Below are 21,338 nucleotides of genomic sequence, written 5' to 3' on the forward strand. Positions count from 1 at the left end.
GTGGGGATGACCTCGATCGACTGACGTTGGAGCCCCACATGGACGTGACCCCTCTGCTCGACACCGCCACCGAGGCGGCCAGAGCCGTCGGCCCCCGGCTGCGCAAGGCCTTCAGGTCCCGGCCCGCCGTGACCACCAAACGCGACTTCCACGATCCCGTGACCGAGCATGACCGGGCGGCCGAGGAGACCATCCGCGCGGTCATCGGCGCCCGCTACCCCGCCAGCGTGATCGTGGGGGAGGAGGGCGGCACGACCGGCTCGGGCGACCTGGTCTGGTACGTCGACCCCATCGACGGCACCGCCAACTTCGCCGCCGGGCTGCCGTTCTTCTGCGTGTCCATCGCCGCCGCCGTCGGGGGCGAGCTGGTGGCGGGCGTCGTGTACGACCCGGTGCGCGAGGACGAGTTCACCGCCTCCGCCGACGAAGCCTGGTGCAACGGCACGCCGCTGCGCAGCGCCGGGGCCGCCGCCGACCGCGAGGCGACGTTGCTGACGAGCTACCCCTCACCCCACGACCTGGACGCCGAGGGCGACGAGGCGCTGCGGCGCTACCGGCGTTTCCTGGAGTCCTTCGCCGCCGTGCGCAGGCCGGGCAGCGCGGCGCTGAACCTGGCGCACGTGGCCGCCGGATGGTCCGACGCCGCGTACGGCACCCAGGTCAACTCCTGGGACGTGGCGGCGGGCGCGCTGCTGGTGCGCCGGGCCGGCGGTGTCTACCTGGGAGATCCCCTGGCCGCCGGCGACTACCTGGCGCACGTGGGCGGCTTCGCGCTAGAGGACTCCGCGCTGGCCGAGGTCGCCGAGGAGCCGCGGAAGGCCGGCCAGTGAGGTGATGCGGGGGAACCCGGCGGGCGGCCGCTCCACGCCGGACCGGTCGAGCCAGACCGACGGCATCCCGGCCGCCGCCGGCGCCGTCACGTCGTTGACCACGTCGTCGCCCACCAGCACGACCTCCTCCGGCGCCAGGCCGAGCGCGCACGCGGCCCCGGTGTACGACGCGGGCGACGGCTTGAAGTGCCCGCCCAGCACCTCACCCGTCAGCACCGGGCCCACCAGCCCGGCCAGCCCGATCGCCCGGACCTTCTCCTCCTGCATCGGCTGGGTGCCGTTCGTGAGCACGCCGAGCGCGAACCCGTCCAGCGCCCGCACCGTCTCGGCCGCGTCGGGGAAGGCCGTCCACCCGCGCCGGTAGCGGGCGGCGAAGTCGGCGTAGGCGGCGTCGCCGGGCTCGGGCACGGCCAGCTCCGCGCAGAGCCCGCGCAGCCGCAGCCGCCGCTGCTCCTGCACCGAGCACTCGCCGCGCTGCCACATCGCCAGGTACGGCACCTCCAGCTCCGCCCAGAGCGCGGCCACCTCGCCCAGCCGGGGGTGGCCGGGCGCGCGGGCGGACACCCAGGACACGATGGCGGCGTCGGCGGCGCCCCGGTGGTCGAGCAGCGTGCCGTCCAGGTCGAACAGCACCCCCTTGACGCCGCCGAGCCGCCCGCCGGGCGTGACGCCGCTCATGCCAGGTCTCCCGGCAGCGGGCCGGAGGTCTCCTGGCGGTATTCGCCGGCCCGGTTGACGTGGTCGACCATGATGCGTTCCGCCGCTGCCCCGTCGCCCGCGGCCAGCGCCGCCAGGATGCCCTCGTGCGCCTCCATCTGTGCCTTGACCTGGGCCTCGTCCAGCCAGAGCGACGCCTCGGCAGGCACGGGGAAGCTGTTGCGCACCGATCGGGCGTGCGCGCCCAGGAAGGCGGGGCCGCCGATGTCGACGATGCGCAGGTGGAAGCGCCTGCTCTGCTCGCCGAGCAGGTCGTACCGGCCGTGCTCGGCGTGCTCGGCCATCGCGGCGTGCAGCTCGCGCAGCGAGGCCAGCTCCTCCGGGGTGATCCTGGCCGCCGCCAGCCGCGCCCCCAGGCCCTCGACCACCGCGCGCAGGCCGTAGTACTCGGCGAGCGCCTCGTCGCCCAGATCGACCACGGTCGCGCCGTGGTGGGCCTCGTAGCTGATCAGCCGGTCCTTCTCCAGCCTGCGCAGGGCCTCGCGCACGGGCGTGACCGACACCCCCAGCCGTTTGGCCACCTCGCCGGCCCGCAACGCCGTGCCGCCGGGGATCCGCGCGCTGCGGATCTCGTCGAGGAGCACGCTGTAGACGTACTCGGCCTTGCTCATGGGAGGTCGTGGGGTCCGCATGCGTCAAGTCTCCCAGACGAGGCTCAGGTCTTGACCTATGACATATTTCTTATAAGTTACATTCCCATGACAAGCCTCGCTGACCTGCGGGTCATCGACGCGGCGACCTTGTTCGCCGGTCCCTCCGCCGCGATGATGCTGGGCGACTTCGGCGCCGACGTCATCAAGATCGAGCATCCCCGCCGCGGCGACCCCTCACGCGGGCACGGCGCGTCCGTGGACGGCGTGGGGCTGTGGTGGAAGACGTTGTCGCGCAACAAGCGCAACGCGGCCGTCGACCTGTCGCGGGCCGAGGGGCAGGAGATCCTTCGCCGCCTGGCCGAGCGGTCCGACGTACTGATCGAGAACTTCCGCCCCGGCACCCTGGAACGCTGGAACCTCGCCCCCGATGACCTCCTGCGGGCCAACCCGCGGCTGATCGTCGCGCGGATGACCGGCTTCGGGCAGTTCGGCCCGATGTCCTCGCGGCCGGGGTTCGGGACACTGGCCGAGGCCATGAGCGGGTTCGCGGCCATGACCGGCCAGCCCGACGGCCCGCCCACGCTGCCGCCGCTGGCCCTCGCCGACGGCATCGCGGGCCTGGCCATGTCGTACGCCATCATGCTGGCGCTGCACGCCCGCGAGCGCACCGGCCGCGGGCAGGTCATCGACCTGGCCATCATCGAGCCCATCCTCGGCCTGCTGGGGCCGCAGATGAGCGCGTACAAGGCCCTCGGGATCGTGCCCGAGCGCACCGGCAACCGCTCCACCAGCAACGCCCCGCGCAACACCTACCGCACCCGCGACGGCCGCTGGCTGGCCATCTCCACCAGCGCCCAGCCCATCGCCGAACGGGTGATGACCCTCGTCGGGCGGCCCGACCTGGTCGAGCAGCCGTGGTTCGCCAGCGGGCACGGACGGGTGCAGCACGTCGACGAGTTGGACGAGGCGGTCGCCTCGTGGATCGCCGAGCGGGACGCCGACGAGGTCATCGCCCGCTTCGAGGAGGTGCAGGCCGCGGTCGCGCCCATCTATGACATCTCAGACATCGCGCGCGATCCGCAGTATGCGGCGCTCAACACGTTCGTGGAGGCGCCGGACGAGGAACTCGGCTCGGTCACCATGCAGAACGTGATCTTCCGCATGTCGGACACGCCCGGCGAGATCCGCTGGCCCGGCCGGCCCCTGGGCAGGGACACCGACGAGGTGCTCGCCGAGCTCGACTACCCCGACGAGCGGATCACGGCGCTGCGCGAGGCCGGGGTGATCGCGTGAACCCGCCCGTGACCTGGCTGTACGTGCCCGGCGACCGTCCCGAGCGGTTCGGCAAGGCGGTCGCGTCCGGGGCCGACGTGGTGATCCTCGACCTGGAGGACGCGGTCGCGCCCGCCCGCAAGGACGAGGCCCGCGCCAACGCCGTCGCCTACCTGCGCTCCCGCGCCGGCGAGCCGTCCGGCCCGCGGGTGCACGTCCGGGTCAACGACCTGTCGACCGGGCGCGGCCGGGCCGACCTGGAGGCGGTCGGCGAACTGGCCGACGGCGTACGGCTGCCCAAGGTCGAGTCCCCCGCCGTGCTCGACCTGATGGCGGGAGCGCCCGCGTACGCGCTGCTCGAATCGGCGGCGGGAATCGTCGCCGCCCGCGAGATCGCGGCCCACCCGCGTGTCGCCGGCGTCGCGCTCGGCGAGCAGGACCTGGCCGCCGAGCTCGCCGTCACCGACGAGCACGCCATGAACCACCTCAGGCTCCAGGTCGTGCTGGCCGCCGCCGCGGCCCGCCTGCCCCCGGTGCCCATGTCCGTCCACCCGCACGTCGGGGACGAGGCCGGCCTGCTGGCCTCCTGCCGGGCCGGCCGCGCGCTCGGCCTGTTCGGCAGGACCGCGATCCACCCCCGCCAGATCCCCGTGATCAGGCGAGCCTTCCGCCCTGACGACGACGAGGTGGCCAGGGCCGCCGAGATCGTCGAGGCCGCCGAACGGGCCGAGCGGACGGACACCGGCGCGATCGCGCTGCCCGACGGCCGTTTCGTGGACGCGCCGATCGTCGCCAGGGCCCGCCGCACCGTGGCACTGGCCCGCAGGCTCGCCGACCCGCCGTCCTCGGACGGCTGAACCCCCGGGACCCCGCCCGCCGCCCGCCGGGGCGCGTGGAACCGTCCCCCACTGGAGGAACTTCGCCATGGGAATCGCCGTATGGGCGCTCGTCGCCTACATCGCCATCATCGTCGTCTGGAACGGCGTGCTGAAACGTGGCATCGGTGAGGCGATGCTCCTCGGGTTCGTGGCCATCTGCCTGTTCGGCGGCGCGGACTTCTTCAGCCTGGCCTGGGCGGGCATCACGGAGGCGCTGGCCGAGGAGGTCGTCTTCGCGGCGCTGGCGTTCGTGTTCATGGGCTACCTGCTCACCCGGCTCGGGCTCATCCAGGAACAGGTCACCGTGCTGAACTCGGTCTTCGGCCGGCTGCGCGGCGGCGCCGGGTACGTATCCACCTCGGCGGCCGCCCTGCTCGGCGGGCCGTCGGGCTCCGGGTCCGGCATCGCCGCGTCCGTGGGGTCGGTGACCATCCCATGGATGACGAAGTCGGGCTGGCGCCCCGACCTGGCCGCCTCGCTGGTGGCGGGCAACGCCGGGCTCGGCATCTCGATCCCGCCGAGCTCGTCGATCTTCCTGCTGCTCGGGTCCGCGGCCGTGGCGCCCGTCCTGACCGCCGACCAGCTGTTCGTGCCCGCGCTCGTCGGCGGGCTGTGGACGGTGGCGTACCGGTTCGTGCTGGTGTTCCTGTGGGTGCGGCGGCACGGGATCGCCGCCACCGACGCGGCCGACATCGTCCCGCTGCGGGCGGCGCTGCGAGCCGGGTGGACGTCGCTGCTGGTGTACGCGGGCATCGTCATCCCGGTGCTGATGACCCTGGACTTCGGCGTCGAGCTCATGGAGTCGAGGGTGGGGGAGGCCGCCGACGACGTCAGCATCGTCGTGTGGATCCCCGTGCTGACGGTACTCGTCACCCTCGCGGTGGCCTGGAGGCGGCTGCCGCGCACCGGGCGCGCCTGGAGCGAACTGCTCGCCGACCTGGCCCCCAGGTACGCGGTCATCGGCGCGACGCTGTTCTTCGCCTTCGCGGCCGCCGCCACGCTGGGCGAGCTGGGCCTGGTCGAACAGCTGACCGCGATCATGCAGTCGCTCGACGCCCCGGCCGTGGTCATCGCCACCCTGGTCGGCCTGCTGATCGTGATCGTGGCCGCGCCGCTGACCTCCACCGCGACGATCGCCGCGGTCGGCGGCGTGGCCTTCAGCGCGCTGACCGCCGCCGGGATGGACCCCGCGGCCGCGGCCACCGCCGTCATGATCTTCGCCTCGACCGAGGGGGCCTCCCCGCCCGGCGCCGCCCCCATCTACATCGCCAGCGGCATCGCCCAGGTCGACCCGGCCAGGACGTTCGTCCGGCTGATCGTCTGGTTCGTCATCCCGACCCTCGTCATCGGCGTGCTGGTGGCCACCGGCGCGCTGCCGATCTGAGAGGAAGTCACAACGTGAACGCCGTCAAGACCACGACCATGGTCCTGTTCAAGATCGGCCTGGTGCTGTTCCTCGCGCTCGGGGTCGTCGTCGTGCTGACCCAGGCGGCCGGCCTGATCGCCGGCAGCCCCGGCCTCGTCTCCGGCGTCGTGTCGGCGCTGGGCCTGGCGATGACCGTGGCGGCCGGGGCGACCGGCCTGCTCGCCTTCGTGATGGCGTACGTGTTCGGCTGGAAACCCGGCGAGGACTAGCCTGCCGGGCTCCGGCGGGCCGTGCGCTCGCTGACCTCGAGCCCTCGGAAGGGTCCGCGCGGGGTCCGGCTCATCCGCTCTGATCGGGAAGGTCTGCGCGGCCGGGTGAGACGCCTGGACACCGGACGACGCGGTCGAGGAAGGTCTCGATGGCCGTGGTCACCCGGCCCAGCACCTCGGCGCTCCCGCGCAGCGGCCCCGGCACCATCATGCCGTGATCGGCGCCGTCCACCTCCAGCGTGTGCGGCGTGAGCTCTCGCGCCAGCGCTCCGTCCCAGAAGATGTCCGCGGTGCCGCCGACGAGCAGGAACGGCGCCGTGGCCCGGCGCAGCGCGTCCGTGCACGCCGGCACCGTCAGCAGCGGCGTCAGCCACACGGCCGGCAGGCCCCGATCGGCCGCCACGGAGGCCGCGAACGTGCCGAGCGACTTGCCGATCAGCAGGGGCGCGGGCAGCCTGCCGGCGACGGCCGTCACCTGCTCACGCACCCACGCCGGCCGCTCCTCCAAGGAGAGCCCCTGCGGCGGTGACCATTCGATCAGCTCCACGGTCGCGCCCCAGCGGGCCACCGCCTCGCCCGCGTACATGAGCAGGCCGGCCCGCGGTCCGTGCATTCCGCCGGGGATGACGACGGCGTGCCTGGCCAGGGGTGCCTCGGCGTCCATCGGCCCAGTCAAGCACGGACGGTGCCGCGCCCGCCGCGAAAGGAAGAAGATCGCCGCATTGGTCCGTATGTCTATACATGGTGTTGACATTGAGGTAGAACCGTGGCTAGCCCGTTGGTCTTGGAGGTGTCCTGTGAGACGTACCCCGATCGTGCTGGCCCTGCTGGGCGCGCTTGTCATGACAGGTTGTTCCTCGGGAGGGGAGGGCGGGGAGAGCGCCCCGCCCGCCTCGTCCGCCGCCACGGACGGGGGCGGTGATGCGAGTTTCGCGGTCATCACCCACGGAGCGCCCGGCGACGCCTTCTGGGACGTGGTCAAGAACGGCGCGGAAGCCGCGGGCAAGCAGTACGGCGTGCAGGTCACCTACCAGGGCGACGGCGACCCCGCCAAACAGTCGCAGCTCATCGACCAGGCCGTCTCAGGGAAGGTGGACGGCATCGTGGTCTCGATGGCCAATCCCGACGCGCTCAAGGAGGCCGTCGGCAAGGCCGTCGCGGCGAAGATCCCGGTCGTCACGATCAACTCGGGCGCGGAGTCGTCCAAGGCCTTCGGCGCCCTCACGCACGTCGGCCAGTCGGAGGACGTCGCCGGGCGCGGCGCGGGCGAGCAGCTCAAGGCGGCCGGCGTCACCAAGCTCGTCTGCGTCGTCCACGAGGCCGGCAACGTCGGCCTCGACCAGCGCTGCAAGGGCGCGGAGGAGACACTCGGCGGCACGGTCGAGCGGCTGCAGGTGGACATCAGCAACCTGGCCGACGTGACCTCCAAGGTCACCGCGAAGCTCCAGTCGGACCAGCAGATCAACGGCGTGCTGGCGCTCAACCCGGCCATCGCGATCGCCGCCAGGGACGCCGTCGCCGACTCCGGCTCGCAGGCCAAGCTCGCCACGTTCGACCTGTCGGCCGACGTGGTCGACGCGATCAAGGCGGACGAGATCCTGTTCGCCGTGGACCAGCAGCAGTACCTGCAGGGGTTCCTGCCGATCACGTTCCTGAACCTGTACAGGACCAACCTCAACACCGTCGGCGGCGGCCTGCCGGTCAACACCGGGCCGGGCTTCGTCACCAAGGACAACGCCGAGCAGGTGGCCAAGCTGGCCGAGGCGGGCACCCGATGACGCCGTGCGCCGGGGAGGCCGCATGACGGGCGCGCAGGTCCGGGCCGACGACCGCATGGCCGACGTGGGAAGGGTCCGGCGGCTGCTGATCAGGCCCGAACTGGGCGCGGTCGTCGGCATGGTCGCGGTGTTCGCGTTCTTCGCCTCCCAGTCGCCGGTCTTCCGCTCGCCGGCCGGCATCGCCAACTGGCTGGACCCGGCCGCCACCCTCGGCATCATGGCGGTCGCGGTGGCGTTGCTGATGATCGGCGGCGAGTTCGACCTGTCGGCCGGCGTGCTGACCGGCACCAGCGGGCTGATCCTGGTCACGCTGGCCACCCGGTTCGGCTTCAACGTGTGGGCGGCCATGCTGGCCGGCCTTGTCGTGGCGCTGGCCGTGGGGTTCGCCAACGGGATGGTCGTCACCAGGACGCGGCTGCCCAGCTTCATCGTCACTCTGGGCACGTTCCTCATGCTGCAGGGGATCAACCTCGGCGTCACCAAGGCCATCACCGGGACGGTGCAGGTCAGCGGGCTGCGCAGGGCCGACGGGTTCGAGGGCGCGGCCGCGGTCTTCGCGGGCACGATCGAGATCGGCGGCACCTCGTTCCGGGTGGCGATCCTGTGGTGGATCCTGGTGACCGCGGTGGCCACCTGGGTGCTCATGCGCTCCAGAGCCGGCAACTGGATCTTCGCGGTGGGCGGCAACGAGCAGGCCGCCCGCAACGTCGGCGTGCCGGCCGCGCGGACGAAGATCGCGTTGTTCATGACCACGGCGTTCGCGGCCTGGCTGGTGGGCTCGATCATGGCGCTGCGCTACACGTCCGTGCAGGCCAACATCGGCATCGGGCAGGAGTTCATCTACATCATCGCGGCCGTGATCGGCGGCTGCCTGCTCACGGGCGGGTACGGCTCGGCCGTCGGGGCCGCCATCGGCGCGGTCATCTTCGGCATGGCCGACAAGGGCATCGTGTTCCTGGGCTGGGACGCCGACTGGTTCAAGTTCTTCCTCGGCGCGATGCTGCTGCTGGCGACGCTGGCCAACCGTCTCGTGCGGCGGTACGCCGAGGAGGTGCGACATTGATTCTGGAGACCCGCGGCATCGGCAAGACGTTCGGCTCGGTGCTGGCGCTGCGCGAGGTGTCGATGGGCGTGACGGCCGGCCAGGTCACCTGCGTGCTCGGCGACAACGGCGCGGGCAAGTCGACGCTCATCAAGATCCTGTCCGGTGTGCACCGGCACGACGCGGGCACGCTGCTGGTCGACGGGGCGGAGGTGAGCTTCGCCAGCCCGCGCGAGGCGCTCGACCGCGGCATCGCCACCGTCTACCAGGACCTGGCGATGATCCCGCTCATGTCGGTGTGGCGCAACTTCTTCCTCGGCTCGGAGCCGCGCAAGGGCCTGGCCTTCGACGTGGCCAAGGCCCGGCGGGTGGCGCGCGAGGAACTGCGGGCCATGGGCATCGACATCCGCGACGTGGACCAGCCGGTCGGCACGCTGTCCGGCGGTGAGCGGCAGTCGGTGGCCATCGCCAGGGCCGTGTACTTCGGCGCCCGCGTGCTCATCCTCGACGAGCCGACCTCGGCGCTGGGCGTCAAACAGGCCGGCGTGGTGCTGCGCTACATCGCCAGAGCCCGCGACCGGGGCCTCGGCGTGGTCTTCATCACCCACAACCCGCACCACGCCTACCCGGTGGGCGACCGCTTCCTGCTGCTCAACCGGGGCACGAGCCTCGGCGAGTACGCCAAGGGCGAGATCACCACGCAGGAGCTGACCACGCTCATGTCCGGCGGGGCGGAGCTGGAGGAACTCGCCCACGAGCTGGAACGGGAGTGACTTTGGGCGACATTTGACCGATTCGGGCGATTCTCCAAATGTACCGACCGGGCAGGGACCCCATAGGTGCGACTCGTGCCATCGGGGGATCGATTGATCTACAACGTAAAGGCGCCCGGCGTCGTACGGTGGCGCTCACTCCTGTACGGCCCGTTATTACCCAGCGCGACGGCCGCCCGAGCTCCTGGAGCCGGGCGGCCGTCGCATGCCCGGCCGCGCCGAATGCAAACAGTTCTTCGCGAAGAAGTCTTTGCGAAGAACTGTTGGTGGTTTAGTCTCGCCGCATGACGCAATCCAGGGACGGCGTGGTCGTCCTCGATGCCAAAGGCCTGCGGGCCCTGGCCCATCCGGTTCGCGTGCAGCTCGTGGACCTGCTGCGCCGGCACGGTCCCTCCACCGCGACCCGGCTGGCCGAGCGCCTGGGGGTCAACTCGGGCACGGCCAGCTACCACCTGCGCAGGCTCGGCGCGGCGGGCTTCGTCGAGGAGGACACCGAGCGCGGCAACGCGCGCGAGCGCTGGTGGCGCTCGGTCCACCGCACGACCCGCCTGACCGGCGAGGAACTGGCGGAGCGGGAGCCGGAGGCGGTGCTGGCCTACCTGCAGTCGATCGCCGCCCTCTACAACCTGCGCACCCAGCGGGCACTCAACGAGATGCAGACCATGCCGGGGGAGTGGCGGCACGTGCTCGACCTCAGCTCGTTCGCGCTGCGCCTCACCCCGGAAGAGGGCCAGCGGTTGCGCGAGGAACTGGGCGCGGTCATCGCCCGCTACCGGCAGGACGAGCCCGGTGCGATCGCGCCCGAAGGCTCGGCGCGCGTCTCGCTGATCACCGAGCTGCTCCCCGAACCGCCGGAGGAGACCTGATGAGAGGGCGTGCGTCCTTACGCCCGCTGACCGGGCTGCTCGCCGCTGTGACCGTGTCACTGACCGCGACGCGCGTGTCGGCCATCGCGCTGCCCTGGTTCGTGCTGGAGTCCACGGGCAGCGCGGCCCAGACGGGCCTGGTGGCGTTCGCGGAGATGGCGCCGTACGTGCTGGCCAAGGCGCTGACCGGGCCGATGGTCGACCGGGGGCCGCGCCGGATCTCGTGGGTCACCGACCTGGTGAGCGCCTCCACCGCCGGGGCGGTGGTCCTGCTCCACGGGCTCGGTCTCCTGCCGCTCGGCGCGCTGATCGCGCTGGTGGCGGTGATCGGTGCGGCCCGGGGGCCTGGAGATCTGGCGAAACAGGTCATGGTCCCGGAGGCGGCCGAGCGCGGGCGGGTGCCGCTGGAGCGGGCCGCCGGGCTCATGGGCGTGACGGACCGCCTGGCGCAGACGGCCGGGCCGGCGGCCGGCGGTGCGGTCGTGGCGCTGGCCGGCGCGATGACGAGCCTGGTGGTCAGCGCCGCGTGTTTCGCGCTCGGGTCCATGCTGGTGGCGTGGGCGCTGCCGCGCGGCATGGGACACCGCGCGCCGGCCGAGCAGGACGAGGAGGGGTACTGGCGGCGTTTCGGCCATGGCTTCGCGTTCCTGCGCGGCGAGCCGCTGCTCCTCGCCGTGGCCTTCATGGTCGGCATCACCAACCTGCTCGACGCGGCCTTCAGCCAGGTGCTCGCGCCCGTGTGGGCCAAGGAGTCCGGCCACGGCCCCGCGGCCCTCGGCCTGAACAGCGCCGTGATGGGGGCGACCGCCGCCGGCGGCAGTCTGGTCGCCGCGGCGGTCGCGCACCGCATGCGGCGCAGGCCGGTGTTCTTCGTCGCGTTCCTGATCGCCGGACCGCCGAGATTCCTCATCCTCGCCACCGACCTGCCGTTGCCCGCCATCGTGGCGGTGTTCGCGGTCGGCGGGCTCGCCGGCGGGTTCCTCAACCCCATCCTGGGGGCGATCTCGTACGAGCGGGTGCCACGGCCCCTGCTCGGCCGGGTGAACGCCCTGCAGACGTCGCTGGCCTGGGCCGGAATCCCGCTGGGCGGTCTGCTGGGCGGGGTCGCGGTCGCCGCGGCCGGGCTGGCGCCGACCCTGCTGGCCTCCGGGTCCGCGTACGGGCTCACCACCAGCCTGACAGGGCTGCGGCGCGAATGGCGGGAGATGGACCGGCAGCGCGGTCACGGGCCGCCCGCCGTGGCGGCGGAGCAGGACGCCGGGGATCGGGGGTGAGGCCGCGGGGCAATACGCTGGGGGATGTGCCTGCGCCGTACCTGACCATCACCACCCCCGTCGAGCACGAGACCGAGGCGCGGCGATCGCGGTTCATCTGCGCGCTGGCGCCGGCGCGCACGGTCGAGCAGGCGGCGGCCTTCATCGCCGAGCGCCGGCAGAAGCACCCGTCCGCCACCCACAACTGCACGGCCTACGTCATCGGCGAGCGCGTCCAGAAGGGCGACGACGACGGCGAGCCGGGCGGCACCGCGGGCACGCCCATGGTGCAGGCGCTGGTGGGCAGGGGGTTCAGCGACGTGGTGGCGGTGGTGACCCGCTATTTCGGCGGCACGCTGCTGGGCGCGGGCGGGCTGGTGCGGGCCTACGGCTCGGCGGTGACCGAGACCCTCGACCGGGCCGAGCCGGTGCGGATGGTGCCGGCCAGGCTGGTGCGCGTGGCGGTCGCCCACGACCAGGCCGGCCGGGTGGAGAACGACCTGCGCGCCTCACGCCACCTGGTGCAGGACGTGTCGTACGCGGGAGAGGTGACCTTCGCCGTGGCGGTGGACGCCGGAGAGGTGGCGGCGTTCACCGACTGGGTGGCCGGGCTGACGGCCGGCCGGGCCCGCGTGTCGGTGGGCGAGGACCTGCACGTGCCGCAGTGATCAGCCCTCCAGGGCATACTGCATGACGCGGAACTTCGCCTGGGCCTCGGCCAGCTCGGCGGCCGGGTCGGAGTCGCCCATGATGCCGCCGCCCGCGAACAACCTCGCCCGACGCCCCTGCACGAGCCCCGAGCGCAGCGCGATGCCCCACTCGCCGTCGCCGTTGGCGTCGATCCATCCGACGGGACCGGCGTAACCGGCGCGGTCCATGCCCTCCAGCTCGCGGATGACCTTGATGGCGGTGCCGGTGGGCGTGCCTCCGACGGCCGCCGTCGGGTGCATGGCGGCGACCACGTCGAGCACCGACGCCCCGTCGGCCAGCCGGCCGGTGACGTGACTGGCCAGGTGCTGGACGTTGGGCAACATCAGCAGCTCGGGTTCGTCGGGGGTCATCAGCGCCGAGCACAGCGGCGCCAGCGTGTCGCGTACGGAGGCGATCGCGCACTCGTGCTCGTGGCGGTCCTTCGCCGAGGCGAACAGCGCGGCGCCCCGCGCGAGGTCGTCGGCGGGACCGGTGCCGCGCGGCGTCGTGCCGGCCAGCACCAGCGACTCGATCTCCTGGCCCGTGCGCCGGATCAGCAGCTCGGGAGTGGCCCCCACCAGCCCCGCCACGGAGAACGTGTAGCACTCGGGGTAGCGCCGCGCCAGCCGGGTGAGCAGCAGCCGCACGTCGATGGGCCGCTCCGCGGTGGCGAGCAGGTCGCGGGCCAGCACCACCTTCTCCAGTTCGCCGTCGCGGATGCGCCGGGCGGCGCGGGCGACGACGTGTTCCCACTCGGGGGCGCTCAGGCTGCCGTCGCCGTAGCTGATGCGGCCGGGGTCGCGGACGGGGGCGTACGTCTCCAGCGGCGCCTCGCCGATCGTGGTGAGCCAGGCGTGCCCGTCGCGCCGGGCGAGCACCGCGCGCGGGACGACGAGGACGGAGCCGCGGGCGTCCTCGTCGAAGGTGAAGCTGCCGAAGGCGACAGGGCCGCGTACGGCGTCGTCGATGTGGGCGTCGATGTGGGCGTCGCCGAGGACGGTGGCCAGCCACTCGCGGGCCCAGGCGAACCTGCCCGGGCCCGGGGGCACGGTGACCCGGGCGGCCTCGCCCCAGCCGACCAGGCCCTCGCCGTTTCTGACCCAGGCGTAAGGTGCCGTCCTGGGCAGGGAAGCCAGCAGGTCACCGGGGTCGCCGACAGGGGTGGTGCGAACCGGTAGCGGGCGGGTTGTTCCGAGCGCGACACTCACCCGAGACACTCTATGCGGGAACTGAACATGTTCGACTCGGACCCCCGTGAATGTGAGGTTATGGACATTGAACCCGGATGAAACCGCACGCACGGGGGATTCCGCCACACCTTGACCCCTGCGGACCTGTCAAGCGGCGATATGAAGTCGGTCCTGAAATGGCAGACCTCGCCCTGACGTCATAGGACACCCGTGATCTACTCCCTACTTTGGGGGCCATGATCGCTCGTCTGGGCTCCGCCTCCCTCGCCGCCGTGGTCGTCCTCTCCGGCTCCGGCGCCGCACGCGCCGTCTCCGTCCAGCCCGTGCCCGAGATCATGGCCGCGCTCGGCGACTCGATCTCCACCGGGTTCAACGCCTGCGGCCTGTACGTCTCCTGCCCCTCACGCTCCTGGTCGTCGGGCGACAACCGCGAGGTGTCCAGCCACTACCTGCGCCTGTCGCGGTTGTCTGGAACGCTCCACAACCTCAACTTCGCCGTCCCCGGGTCGACCAGCGCCGACCTGCTCGGCCAGGTGAAGAAGGCGGTCGAGGCCAAGGCCGACTACGTGACGATCCTCATCGGAGCCCAGGACGCCTGCGTACGCACCGAGCAGGCGATGACCCCCGTGTCGACCTACCGCGCCCGGCTGGACCGGGCGCTGCAGGAGCTGCGGTCCGGGATGCCCGGCGCCCGGGTGTTCTTCGCCAGCATCCCCGACCTGCGGCGGTTGTGGCGCGCGGGCAAGGACAACCCGCTGGCCCGCTCGTTCTGGACGCTGGGCCGCATCTGCCAGACGATGCTGGCCAAGCCCAGGTCGGCCAAGCGGGCCGACAAGCAGCGCAGGTCCAGGGTGCGGGAGCGGGTGATGGCCTACAACCGCGAGGCGGCCAGGGCGTGCGCCGCGTACGGGCCCTCCTGCCGCACCGACGGAGGCGCGGTGTTCTCCTTCCCCTTCACCCTCGACCACGTCAGCAAGTGGGACTACTTCCACCCGAGCACGGCCGGGCAGCGGGTGCTGGCCGAGCAGACGTACGCGCACGGCTTCGACTGGCTCGACCCCCGGTAGCCGTCACCGGCACTGGGCGAGCATGACCTTCTTGTCCGCACGGGTGACGGGGACGTCGTACTTCAGCGCGACCTGCGCGAAGCGGGTGACGTAGGCGCAGCGGATGACCCGGCGCGGCGGCAGCCAGCGCGAGGGGCCGGAGGCGTCCTTGTCCTCGTTGGCGCCGCCGTACACGGGCAGCAGGTTGAGCGGGTCGTTGGCGAAGTCGAGCCGTTTGGTCATCGGCCAGCGCGGCGCGCCCATGCGCCAGCCGTAGTTGAGCGGCACCACGTGGTCGACCTGCACCTCGTCGGCGTCGGACTTGCGCCAGTGGATGACCCGGCCGGTGTAGGGGTCGGTCAGCCTCATGGAGACCACCACGCAGCTGGAGCCCGCCCGGTAGGCCACGTCGCGGCCGTCGCGGGCCAGCAGGTCGTCACGGGTGCGGCAGCCGTTGCGCGCGTACGGCACCCCCACGGCGTCGTCGGCCCAGTTCTCGCCGTACCTGGTGCGCCGGTATCCGGTGCCGGGGCCCAGCCGCTTGACGCGAAGACGCTGGATGAGGGCGCGTGCGTCGGCCTTCTCGGCGTCGGAGATGATGGGTGCCAGGCCGGGCAGCGTGCCGCTGACGTTGCCCAGCGGGCCGGCCGCGGTGGCCGGCGCGGTCTTGGCGCTGTTGATGAGGGAAACGACGATGACGGCTCCTGCGAGGAAGGCGATCGCGTCCTTCGTGCTCAACCGGTCCTCCGTGCGGCTCCCAGGTTGTCTAGAGAGGTTCCCGGCATCCGGTCTGCCGACACGGGGAGAGTTCCGTGACTGATCGTCCGATCGACCCGGATGTCGACCTGCACGTTCCCGCCCAGCGCGCCGAGGGGGGCTGGCCGGTGCCGGCGGCGATCGCGGCCGGCGGTGCGCTGGGGGCACTCGCGCGGCACGGCGTGCAGAGCGCCATGCCGGGAGGTCCCGCGGACTTCCCGTGGGCGACGTTCTGGGTGAACGTGTCGGGCTGCCTGCTCATAGGGGTGCTCATGGTGGTGATCACGGAGGTGCGGCGGGCCCACCGGCTCGTCCGGCCGTTCCTGGGCGTGGGGGTGCTCGGCGGCTACACCACCTTTTCGACGTACGCGGACGGCGTACGGCAGGCGGTGGCGGCGGGTGCTCCGGCGACGGGGCTGGCCTACCTGGTGGCCACGATGGCCGCGGCGCTGGCGGCCGTGGCGGCGGGCATGTGGCTGACCCGCCGGATCGCCGGCGTCAGGCGGGCGGGCGGGTGACGGCCGTGGGCGCCCGGCGAGGGGCCTGGCGAGGGACTCGGCGAGCGGCTCGGCGAGGGGCGGATGCGGGATGACGGTGCTGCTGGTCGTGCTGGGCGCGGCGGTGGGGGCGCCGCTGCGCTACCTGGTGGACCGGGCGGTGCAGGCCCGCCACGACACGGTCTTCCCGTGGGGGACGCTGACGGTCAACGTGGCCGGGTCGCTGGTGCTGGGGTTCCTGGCCGGGCTGCCCGCGGGTGACGGGGTGATGGCGCTGGCCGGTACGGGGTTCTGCGGGGCGCTGACGACGTACTCGACCCTGGGGTACGAGACGGTCCGGCTCGTGGAAGAGGGGGCGCGCCTCCACGCGGTGGCCAACGCGCTGGCCAGCGTGCTGGCGGGGCTGGGCGCGGCCTATTGCGGCGTGGCCCTGGCGCAGGCCGTCTGAGCGCGCGCTCCCGGGGGGAACACGCGGAGCCGGCTCCGACGTTATCGTGTAATCCTGTAATCAAAGGAGTGCACGATGGCGGATCCCCTTGACGCCTACTCCCGCGTCGTCTCATCCGTGGCGGCCGGGTTGCTGCCGAAAGTGGCCAGTGTGCGGGCCGGCAGGGGCAGCGGCTCGGCGGTCGTGTTCAACCCCGACGGGTTCCTGCTGACCAACGCGCACGTGGTGGGCTCCTCCCGGTCCGGCACCGTCGCGTTCGCCGACGGCACGTCGGGAGGCTTCACCGTCGTCGGCCGCGACCCGCTGTCCGACCTCGCGGTGATCAGGGCGCAGACGGCCACGCCCGAGCCCGCCGACCTGGGCGACAGCGACGAGCTCGTCGTCGGTCAGCTCGTGGTGGCCGTCGGCAACCCCCTCGGGCTGAGCGGGTCGGTGACCGCCGGGGTCGTGTCCGGGCTCGGCCGCTCGCTGCCCGCGCGCAGCGGTTCGGCGTCACGGCTCATCGAGGACGTGATCCAGACCGATGCGGCGCTCAACCCGGGCAACTCCGGCGGCGCGCTGGCCGACGCGCGGGCGCGGGTCGTCGGGATCAACACGGCGGTCGCCGGGGTCGGCGTCGGGCTGGCCGTGCCGATCAACGACACCACCCGCTCCATCATCGCCGCGCTGATCAGGGACGGCCGGGTCAGGCGGGCGTTCCTCGGGCTGGTGACCTCGCCCGCGCCGCTGCCCGAGCACCTGCGGCGGCGCACCGGGCGGTCCGGCGCGCTGCGCGTGGTCGAGGTGGTCCCGGGCTCGCCCGCGCACCGGGCCGGTCTGCGCGCGGGCGACCTGGTGCTGAGCGCCGGCCGCAGCCCGGTGGCCGACGCGCAGGGCCTGCAGCGGCTGATGTTCACCGACGCGATCGGCAGGCCGCTGCCGATCACCGTCTACCGCAACGGCGCACTCGTCGACGTCATCGCCGAGCCGGTGGAGCTCACGGGCTCTGAGGTCTGACCTCGACCGGCACCGGCCGGGCGGGCACCGGCTCGCGCGCGTCCCCTGCCGCGACGGCGTCCTCCGCGTCGTGCCGGGCATCCTGGGCGGGCCCTTCATCGTGCCGCGGGTCCTGGCCGGCGCCCGTGTCGTGCCGGGCGTCTTCCTGGGCGGGGCCCGCGTCGTGCCGGGCATCCTCCTGGGCATCCTCCCGGGTGGCGTTCGCGGAGGCCGGGCTCCGGCGCGCGCGTGTGCCGGCGCGGCGGGCCAGCAGGCCGGCCAGCAGTTTGTCCCACTTCTGGCCGATGACGTCGGGGTCGTAATCGCGCGCCGTCTCCAGCGCACGCGCGGCCAGGTCCCGCCGCAGGTTCTCGTCCTCGATGACGCGGATGATCGAGGATGCCAGGTTGGCGTTCGTACGCGGCTTGACCAGCAGCCCGTCGCCCTCGTGCGTGATCATCTCCTTGGGCCCGTGCGGGCTGTTGAAGCTCACGATGGCCAGCCCCTTGGCCATGGCCTCCAGGATGGTCATCGGGAAACCCTCGTGGCGGGAACTGAGCACGTAGATCGAGGCCTGCTCCAGCGCCGCCCCCACGTCGGTGGTGGGCCCCGGCAACTCCACGCAGTCCTGCAGGCCGAGCTCCTCGACCTGCTGGGCCAGGCTCTCCTTTTGCGGCCCCGCGCCGTAGATGCGCAGTTTCCAGCCGGGATGCGCCGCGGCGACGGTCTGCCAGGCGGTGATGAGCCGGTGGAAGCCCTTGATGCGGGTCATCCTCCCGACCGCCACGGCGACCTTGGCGTCGAGCTTCGCCGGCTCGCCCGTCATCGGCGGCACGGCGTTGGGGATGCGGACCAGCTTGCGCGGCTGCTTCGGCAGCATCTCCCTGTAGTCGCGCAGGTCGGCCTTGGTGAGGGTGACCAGGGCGTCGAGGCGGCGATAGCGCCACTTGACGAGCTCCTGGACCGGCTCCGGCTGAGTGCGCAGCGCCACGTGCTCCTGCCCGATGGTGATCACACCGGGCCTGGCTAACTGGGCCGTCACGAGGTTGAGCCCCGGACGGGTGCCCATGAGCACGCCGGTGTCCAGCGAGCGGATGTAACGGGAGAGCACAAGGTCGGTCCACAGGGTGAAGCGGTGGTAGGCCGACTCGCCCTTGGGGATGAGCCGGCTCGGCAGCTTCGCCAACATCGCGCGTAACGGGTCGAGGCTGGGCTTGAGCCGGTCGTCCAGATAACGGAACTTCACCCGTGGATCAATGGGGAAGAACGGGTGCTCGGCCTCCTTGATGATGCTCACGATCTCGACCTCGTGCTCCTGGGCGAGATAGCTCGCCAGGTTGAAGACCGTCCTGATGGTTCCGCCCATCCCGTTGGCGTGCAGCAGCAGGATACGGATCTGCCGCGTCGTGGGTGGCGGGGCCTTCCTGCCCCGGCGCCGGTCGTATCCCCGATACAGCCTGACCACGGCCGACTTGCCCTTGCGAGCCAATGCGCGCACCTGACGAATCCCCCTTAGGGCTGGAACAACTCCGAACACACATGGCCGGTGGCACGAACGTCTGCCACCGGCCTGCATCGCCTCGGCGGAGTGCACGTTGTTCATCCCCTGTGCGCTTTCCCCGCCTATGATCTTTAGACGCCAGATGGGTGACTAAGGTTGCACGTGCGGCTTATGTCGGATGATCTTCCAGGTCACACGGCCCTCGCGCCCCCGATGCGCCCGCCCGGTTCCCGGTTCGACAGGACAGCCGAGGCGAGGTTCCCCCGGCTGTCCGGCATGGTGTCCGGCATGGTGTCCGGCATGGTGTCCGGCATGGTGTCCGGCATGGTGTCCGGCCCGGCGGGCGGGTGACCCCCGCCGCCCGCCGCCCCGTCAGGGTCACTCCTCGTCAGGAGCCTTCCTGGTCTCCTTCTTCGTCTCCTTGGCCTGCCTGCTCGTCTTGATGGCCTGCTTCTTCGACTTGCCGGTCTTGGCCGCGGGTTTCTTCTTCGTGTCAGCCATGGGAATCCCCCCGTGTACGCACGTGGTGCACCCCTATTGGTGCACCACGGGCGTTAATACCCAACTAACGACGAAATCCGACATAGTGCCTATCTGGCGGGACGGTCACCTGACGGCTCCGACCACCACACGCCCTCGCCGTGCGTCAGGCCGGGCAGCCGCTGCTCCGCCTCGTGCACCGCGGCCGCCGGGATCTGCCCCGCCAGCACCCACGTGTCGTCGTGCCTCCGGGTGTCGCGCAGCACGCCGCCCAGCACCGCCAGCTTCCCGGTGACCGGGCCGAACGCCTCCAGCGGCACCTCCGCCTCGAAGCGGTGGCACGGCTCGTACACCGTGGTGCCCGCGAGGCGCAGCGCCTCGGACAACACGAGCGGCGTACGCCCGCGGAAGTCGGCCGCGACCGTCTCCGGCGCGCTGTAGCCGGTCCTGGTGAGCCTGACCGTGACGTCGGTGACCGGCCAGCCGTGCGGGCCCGCGTGCAACGCCGAGCGCACGCTCTCCTCGATCGCCCGGTGGAACGCCGCCGGCAGCGAACCCGCATCGACCTCCATGACGTACGTGACCCCCGAGCCAGGGGCGGCCGGTTCGACCCGCAGGCCCACCGTGGCCATGAACGGGTTGGGACCGCGGCGCTGAATCTCCTCGACCGCCTCGCCGGTGCCCGCGGGACGTTCGAAGTAGACGGGACGGCTCGGCTCGAAGTCGGCCTCCACGCCGAAGTCCCTGGCCAGGGTCTCGCCGATGACCTCCTTCTGCACCTCCCCGTACAGCAGGACCGAGGTGTCGCCACCGGCCAGCGTGCGGGTGGCGATCAGCGGGTCCTGCTCGGCCAGCGCGAGCAGGGCGGCGTGCAGGCGCGGCTCCTGGCCGGGCACGCGGGCGCGTACGACGGTCTCCAGGCCGGGCGGCGGGAAGTGCGCCTGCCCGGCGGGCCCCCGCGCGCCCAGGTGGTCGCCGACGCGGATCCCGGGCACGCCCCGCACCTTGACGATGTCGCCCGCCACCGCCTGCCGCTGCCTCGGGGAGCCGACGACGGTGAGCGAGGTCAGGCGTCCGGTGTACTCGTGCCCGCTTCGGTGGCCGCCGCGGTGGCCGCCTCGGTGGAAGGTCAGCTGCTCGCGGGCGCGCAGGACACCCGCGCGCATCCGCACGTACGCCACCTTCTCGCCCGACGGTGCCCGCTCGATCGCGAACACGCTCGCCCGCACGTCCCGATGCGTGCCGCCCTCGGAAGAGCGGCGGGTGGCGGGCAGCAGGCCGATGCCGTCGAGCAGGTCGCCGACGCCCTGCCCGGTCAGCGCGGAGCCGAACAGCACCGGATAAGCCACCCCGTCGGCGCACTGCCGCGCCAGCGCCGCGCGTACCTGCTGGACGTCGGGCGTCTTGCCGTCCACGAGAAGCCGCAGCAGCCCGTCGTCCCGCTCGGCCAGCATCTCGGACGCCTCCTCCACGGAGGCGACGGGCCTCGTCGTGGCGGCCGGGCCGCCGAGGCCTCGTACGGTGTTGAGCGCGACGCAGTGCGGTGAGAGCCGCCGCCGGATGTCGGCCAGCAGCTCCCGCTCCCTCGCGCCGGCTCGGTCGATCTTGTTCACGAAGATCAACGTGGGCAGGCGCAACCGGCGCAGGGACTTCATCAGGACCCGGGTGTGCGGCTGGACGCCCTCGACGGCCGACAGCACCAGCACGGCGCCGTCGAGCACGGTGAGAGCCCGCTCGACCTCGGCCACGAAGTCGGCGTGGCCGGGCGTGTCCACCACGTTGACCCGCAGGTCGTCCAGGGTGAAGGAGGCGACCGCCGTGCGGATGGTGATGCCGCGGCGGCGTTCGATGTCGCCGGTGTCGGTCTGGGTGCTGCCGTCGTCGACGCTGCCGAGCCGGCCGATCACGCCGGTCTCGAACAGCAGCCGCTCAGTGAGGCTGGTCTTGCCCGCGTCGACGTGCGCGAGAATGCCGATGTTCAGGATGTTCATGTGCGGTGGAGCCCTCGAGAACTCTCGTGCCAATGGGGCGCTGGGAGATTCCGGGGCGACGCCGCATCTCTGTGCTCCTGATCGTCGGCGGGTACGTGCGCGCCCATGCTGCCACCGCGTACCCCGC

24 protein-coding genes are annotated in these 21,338 nt (G+C 72.4%); 16 read left to right on the forward strand and 8 right to left on the reverse strand.

All coding sequences use genetic code 11. The annotated features are described in order from the left end of the window. Positions 1-38: 38 nt before the first annotated feature. Complete coding sequence (locus E1295_RS05680; protein WP_132628594.1) at positions 39-830, forward strand: inositol monophosphatase family protein; 792 nt, start codon at positions 39-41, stop codon at positions 828-830. Here E1295_RS05680 and E1295_RS05685 read toward each other — a convergent pair. Then, positions 774-1,508 carry an HAD family hydrolase gene (locus tag E1295_RS05685; protein ID WP_132628595.1) on the reverse strand — a complete coding sequence of 245 codons (735 nt, stop codon included), beginning with the start codon at positions 1,506-1,508 and terminating at the stop codon, positions 774-776. The genes E1295_RS05680 and E1295_RS05685 overlap by 57 nt on opposite strands. Continuing rightward, positions 1,505-2,158, reverse strand: coding sequence for a GntR family transcriptional regulator (locus tag E1295_RS05690; RefSeq protein WP_132628632.1), 654 nt, complete (start codon positions 2,156-2,158; stop codon positions 1,505-1,507). The genes E1295_RS05685 and E1295_RS05690 overlap by 4 nt, the downstream gene beginning before the upstream one ends. Positions 2,159-2,245: 87 nt before the next feature. On the opposite strand from E1295_RS05690, the gene E1295_RS05695 reads away from it, so the two are divergent. The 4 genes from E1295_RS05695 (at position 2,246) to E1295_RS05710 (ending at position 5,925) form a co-directional block, all read left to right on the forward strand. After that, the gene (locus tag E1295_RS05695) at positions 2,246-3,433 is read left to right on the forward strand and encodes a CaiB/BaiF CoA transferase family protein (RefSeq protein ID WP_132628596.1); all 1,188 of its coding nucleotides are present in this window, start codon (positions 2,246-2,248) and stop codon (positions 3,431-3,433) included. Beyond that, complete coding sequence (locus E1295_RS05700) at positions 3,430-4,269, forward strand: HpcH/HpaI aldolase/citrate lyase family protein (protein ID WP_132628597.1); 840 nt, start codon at positions 3,430-3,432, stop codon at positions 4,267-4,269. Before E1295_RS05695 ends, E1295_RS05700 begins: the two co-directional genes overlap by 4 nt. 67 nt (positions 4,270-4,336) lie before the next feature. Beyond that, positions 4,337-5,674 (forward strand): TRAP transporter large permease subunit, encoded by a 1,338-nt coding sequence (locus tag E1295_RS05705; protein ID WP_132628598.1) that lies wholly within the window; start codon positions 4,337-4,339, stop codon positions 5,672-5,674. Positions 5,675-5,688: 14 nt separating this feature from the next. After that, on the forward strand, positions 5,689-5,925 hold the full coding sequence (locus E1295_RS05710) for a hypothetical protein (protein WP_132628599.1): 237 nt from the start codon (positions 5,689-5,691) through the stop codon (positions 5,923-5,925). 70 nt (positions 5,926-5,995) lie between these two features. Here the strand turns inward: E1295_RS05710 and E1295_RS05715 are convergent, their stop codons facing one another. Further along, entirely contained in the window at positions 5,996-6,601 is a 606-nt protein-coding gene (locus E1295_RS05715; protein WP_220448552.1) for an alpha/beta fold hydrolase, read from the reverse strand. 121 nt (positions 6,602-6,722) lie between these two features. Here E1295_RS05715 and E1295_RS05720 point away from each other — a divergent pair, with 121 nt between their 5' ends. The 6 genes from E1295_RS05720 to E1295_RS05745 all read left to right on the forward strand — a co-directional run bounded on the left by E1295_RS05720 (position 6,723) and on the right by E1295_RS05745 (position 12,305). Next, a complete protein-coding gene (locus E1295_RS05720) occupies positions 6,723-7,703 on the forward strand; it encodes a sugar ABC transporter substrate-binding protein (protein WP_220448553.1) in 981 nt (326 codons plus the stop codon). 22 nt (positions 7,704-7,725) lie between these two features. Next, the gene (locus tag E1295_RS05725; RefSeq protein WP_132628601.1) at positions 7,726-8,766 is read left to right on the forward strand and encodes an ABC transporter permease; all 1,041 of its coding nucleotides are present in this window, start codon (positions 7,726-7,728) and stop codon (positions 8,764-8,766) included. After that, complete coding sequence (locus tag E1295_RS05730; protein WP_132628602.1) at positions 8,763-9,518, forward strand: ATP-binding cassette domain-containing protein; 756 nt, start codon at positions 8,763-8,765, stop codon at positions 9,516-9,518. Before E1295_RS05725 ends, E1295_RS05730 begins: the two co-directional genes overlap by 4 nt. A 284-nt stretch (positions 9,519-9,802) precedes the next feature. Continuing rightward, positions 9,803-10,384: an ArsR/SmtB family transcription factor gene (locus E1295_RS05735; protein WP_132628603.1), complete on the forward strand. Its 582-nt coding sequence runs from the start codon at positions 9,803-9,805 to the stop codon at positions 10,382-10,384. Further along, on the forward strand, positions 10,384-11,658 hold the full coding sequence (locus E1295_RS05740; RefSeq protein WP_132628604.1) for an MFS transporter: 1,275 nt from the start codon (positions 10,384-10,386) through the stop codon (positions 11,656-11,658). Before E1295_RS05735 ends, E1295_RS05740 begins: the two co-directional genes overlap by 1 nt. A 26-nt stretch (positions 11,659-11,684) precedes the next feature. After that, on the forward strand, positions 11,685-12,305 hold the full coding sequence (locus E1295_RS05745; RefSeq protein ID WP_246079866.1) for a YigZ family protein: 621 nt from the start codon (positions 11,685-11,687) through the stop codon (positions 12,303-12,305). On the opposite strand, the gene E1295_RS05750 is transcribed toward E1295_RS05745, so the two are convergent. Continuing rightward, positions 12,306-13,535 carry an isochorismate synthase gene (locus E1295_RS05750; protein WP_132628606.1) on the reverse strand — a complete coding sequence of 410 codons (1,230 nt, stop codon included), beginning with the start codon at positions 13,533-13,535 and terminating at the stop codon, positions 12,306-12,308. A 218-nt stretch (positions 13,536-13,753) separates the two neighbouring features. Between E1295_RS05750 and E1295_RS05755 the strand changes: the two genes are divergently transcribed. Further along, positions 13,754-14,584 carry an SGNH/GDSL hydrolase family protein gene (locus E1295_RS05755; protein ID WP_132628607.1) on the forward strand — a complete coding sequence of 277 codons (831 nt, stop codon included), beginning with the start codon at positions 13,754-13,756 and terminating at the stop codon, positions 14,582-14,584. Between the two features lie 3 nt (positions 14,585-14,587). On the opposite strand, the gene E1295_RS05760 is transcribed toward E1295_RS05755, so the two are convergent. Beyond that, positions 14,588-15,301 carry an HNH endonuclease family protein gene (locus tag E1295_RS05760; protein WP_132628608.1) on the reverse strand — a complete coding sequence of 238 codons (714 nt, stop codon included), beginning with the start codon at positions 15,299-15,301 and terminating at the stop codon, positions 14,588-14,590. Between the two features lie 74 nt (positions 15,302-15,375). Between E1295_RS05760 and E1295_RS05765 the strand changes: the two genes are divergently transcribed. From E1295_RS05765 to E1295_RS05775, 3 genes are all read left to right on the forward strand, one after another. Further along, on the forward strand, positions 15,376-15,837 hold the full coding sequence (locus E1295_RS05765) for a fluoride efflux transporter FluC (protein ID WP_132628609.1): 462 nt from the start codon (positions 15,376-15,378) through the stop codon (positions 15,835-15,837). Positions 15,838-15,907: 70 nt separating this feature from the next. Continuing rightward, a complete protein-coding gene (crcB, locus tag E1295_RS05770; RefSeq protein WP_132628610.1) occupies positions 15,908-16,264 on the forward strand; it encodes a fluoride efflux transporter CrcB in 357 nt (118 codons plus the stop codon). A gap of 75 nt (positions 16,265-16,339) precedes the next feature. After that, entirely contained in the window at positions 16,340-17,260 is a 921-nt protein-coding gene (locus E1295_RS05775) for a S1C family serine protease (protein WP_132628611.1), read from the forward strand. On the opposite strand, the gene E1295_RS05780 is transcribed toward E1295_RS05775, so the two are convergent. After that, a complete protein-coding gene (locus E1295_RS05780; RefSeq protein WP_246079867.1) occupies positions 17,241-18,737 on the reverse strand; it encodes a glycosyltransferase family 4 protein in 1,497 nt (498 codons plus the stop codon). The two genes, E1295_RS05775 and E1295_RS05780, sit on opposite strands and share 20 nt — an antisense overlap. A 174-nt stretch (positions 18,738-18,911) precedes the next feature. On the opposite strand from E1295_RS05780, the gene E1295_RS05785 reads away from it, so the two are divergent. After that, the gene (locus E1295_RS05785; RefSeq protein ID WP_132628612.1) at positions 18,912-19,091 is read left to right on the forward strand and encodes a hypothetical protein; all 180 of its coding nucleotides are present in this window, start codon (positions 18,912-18,914) and stop codon (positions 19,089-19,091) included. 27 nt (positions 19,092-19,118) lie between these two features. Here E1295_RS05785 and E1295_RS51745 read toward each other — a convergent pair whose 3' ends face one another. Next, on the reverse strand, positions 19,119-19,241 hold the full coding sequence (locus E1295_RS51745) for a hypothetical protein (RefSeq protein ID WP_281284718.1): 123 nt from the start codon (positions 19,239-19,241) through the stop codon (positions 19,119-19,121). Between the two features lie 89 nt (positions 19,242-19,330). Beyond that, positions 19,331-21,211: an elongation factor G gene (locus E1295_RS05790; RefSeq protein WP_132628613.1), complete on the reverse strand. Its 1,881-nt coding sequence runs from the start codon at positions 21,209-21,211 to the stop codon at positions 19,331-19,333. Positions 21,212-21,338 lie beyond the last annotated feature (127 nt).

The organism is Nonomuraea mesophila, assembly GCF_004352805.1.
GTDB lineage: Bacteria > Actinomycetota > Actinomycetes > Streptosporangiales > Streptosporangiaceae > Nonomuraea > Nonomuraea longispora.